This window comes from Caballeronia calidae (assembly GCF_900044055.2).
Classification (GTDB): Bacteria; Pseudomonadota; Gammaproteobacteria; order Burkholderiales; family Burkholderiaceae; genus Caballeronia; species Caballeronia calidae.
The window spans coordinates 1-2,553 of record NZ_FCOX02000219.1; the positions used below are offsets into that span (position 1 = coordinate 1).

Consider the following 2,553-nt stretch of genomic DNA (forward strand, 5'->3'; position numbering starts at 1 on the left):
TGGCAGCAGACGCGCACCGTACTCGAACTCTGGATGCAGATTCGTTCGTGCGCCTGGACACCCACGCAGTTGCTCAGCCTGGCGATTGCCGAGGACTTCCCCATGCGCGAAATTGCGCCGTGGAGAATCGGTCAGCCCGTCACCGCTGGCCTGGTCGCCCAATGGCTGCGTCGGGAATTTACCGGACTTGCCTCTCATACTCCCGTGCAGGGGAAGTCCCGAAAATTCCAGAGGTCCGAAGCGCGTCACGCCCCTTGAGTTACCAGTCGATGCCGCTTCTGCGGCCCCGCATACTCGCTTCATCGCGATCTCAGTCTCGTTCGCTGCCTCGCCACCGCTACTCACAAGCGGTCGGCGACGGCGTTCGGGTGTCTAAAGTCCAGTTGGGATCTCTTTCAACCGCGGGGTGCTACGCGTGGACGGCTATGGCGTTTGAGCAGCTTGCGCATCAGCCGCTTGGCTGCCGCCGTGTCGCGACGGCTTTGCACCCGCACGTCGAGCACCGCGCCATGCTGGTCGACCGCCCGCCACAGCCAATGCTTTTTGCCCTCGTCACTACGACCTCATCAAGATGCCGCTTGCCGCCGCGCCCAGCGCCGTTGAACGAAGACGTTTAGCGATCGGCAAACCGAACTTCGTCGCCCCAGTCCCGCACCGGCTCATACGTCAGCTCGATACCGCGTGCAGCCTGGATCTCTTCGACCATAGGCAGGCTCAGGGGGAAGCGGTAGTACAACCATACCGCGTAACTGATGATGTCGGGCGGAAATCGATAATCCTTGTACGAGATCGACGCATCGGTCGATAGTGAGGCGGACATGGAAGCTTTCTTCATGCAACTTGATATCCGCCGACTGCGCAAGAACGTGATAATACCGTCATCAGTGCTCGCGCGCGTTCGAATGCCTGATCAAACTGCCTCGCCGAAGATCATCGCTTGGCATGCGCAGACCACGGATGCGCACCCCCTCACCAAAATCCATCGATCCGCACGATGCGCACCGCGCGTAGAATACGCGGCGCTTCCGCTAGATTCCGAGCATTTCTGACCAATTCGTTATCCGAAATTTCTGTCCATGGCTGTCCGATACGATCTCAAACACATCACCGAATGGTTAGGCTCCCAGACCGTCGCGAAAGCCCGCGACTTTAAGATTCGCTCCCACCGGTAACGCGACAGTATCCGGAGGGCGTCGATCGCGATCGGGTCATCCTCCCGCGGTCACCCCACGTACAGCATCTGCAGCACGTAGCTGACATCTTGAAGAGGCCCAGTGTCGGTCGCGGTCCGCGCCGGCTTGCGCACGTGCGGCAAGACGAATTCCTCGAGCTGCGCCCGGCTCAGATTCGCCGGATTCGCCCTCCAGCATGAATCTCCGTCATTCGGCTCGTCGCGAATCAGGACTGTAACCGATCCCGGACGTATCCAGGACGTATCCCGGTAACTTCCCGTTTCAGCGTGGCTCGCAGACAAATTCGACCGCGCTGAAAAAAAACGAAACTACTTGAGGTTCACTTTTTTGTTGAGAGCTTATTGGCATGAAAAAAATTGAAACCACTTATGATTTGAAGGATGCCGTTGTTACGACAACACCTAGTCAAGATAAAAAAAATTCCGTAGGCACGCTAAATAATCGCGAAGCTGTCTCTGGTATTTTCGCAGGGCTTCCGAAGAGTACGAAGATGCTCAAAGAACTAAATACTTCGAACAATTATTCCAATCAAATTTGTAAGCAACCAGCTCAGCTGGAGGCGACCGGCGCCACAGGTGCTGAGCTTTTGTCTAGCATGGCTTTGTTCGGCGAGGGGCCAAAGCCGCTACAGCAAAATTCTTTCAATTTCTGCCATTTGGACAAAAAAGAGAATTTTAACTCCGATTTGGGCAGAAATCAGGCATTAGAGGTAATCGATCTAACTAATAAACTGAAACGTCAATTTGATATCGATGCGGAAAAACTGAACGCACTTTCTGCCCAGATTGATATATTGGATGGCAATTCTTATAAATATCTTTCGGACGGGTTGAGGACAAATGATCGCAGATCGATTGCCAGATGCAAGGCAGGGCTCCATCATTTTTTGAGTAATCCTGAGATTAGCAATGAAAATAAAGCGGGAATCGTCAAAAAATTAATATTTCGTTCCCCATTGGAATGCCCTGGTTTAACGATTGCGCTAGAAAATGGGCACTCAGAAACACTCGATGAACTTCATTCACTTCTTGTGCAATGTGCCAACTATATGTCGTCGACAGACATAAAGAAATGGATGTTGCAACGAATTCTAGGTCAGAGTCCGTGGCTATACACAGCATTGTCAGATGATCGTGACGAAGGAATACGACAGTACTCGAAAATACTGAAGACCGTTGGGAGTAAGCTTTCTGGAAGCGACCTTAAAGAGCTATTGTTCATCAAAGGGGCAAAGGAAGGTTTTGGATTTATCGGAATCAATGAGGCTTTATGTAATGAGGCCTCAAACGCAATTCGCGAGTACGGTAATATGCTTGAACTTTTCAGAGAACGTCTTTCTGGTGAGGATCTAAGCGAGTTG

Annotated in this window: 1 protein-coding gene and 2 pseudogenes; 2 read left to right on the plus strand and 1 reads right to left on the minus strand. The window is 52.3% G+C overall.

Annotated elements, in window-relative coordinates; genetic code table 11:
- Positions 1–258: pseudogene (locus tag AWB78_RS49115) on the plus strand (IS701 family transposase); the annotation flags it as partial.
- A 158-nt stretch (positions 259–416) separates the two neighbouring features.
- Here the strand turns inward: AWB78_RS49115 and AWB78_RS42120 are convergent.
- Positions 417–835: pseudogene (locus AWB78_RS42120) on the minus strand (IS6 family transposase); the annotation flags it as partial.
- A gap of 704 nt (positions 836–1,539) precedes the next feature.
- Here AWB78_RS42120 and AWB78_RS47405 point away from each other — a divergent pair.
- Positions 1,540–2,553 (plus strand): hypothetical protein (locus AWB78_RS47405; RefSeq protein WP_157697893.1); only part of this gene is annotated, 1,014 nt, incomplete at its 3' end.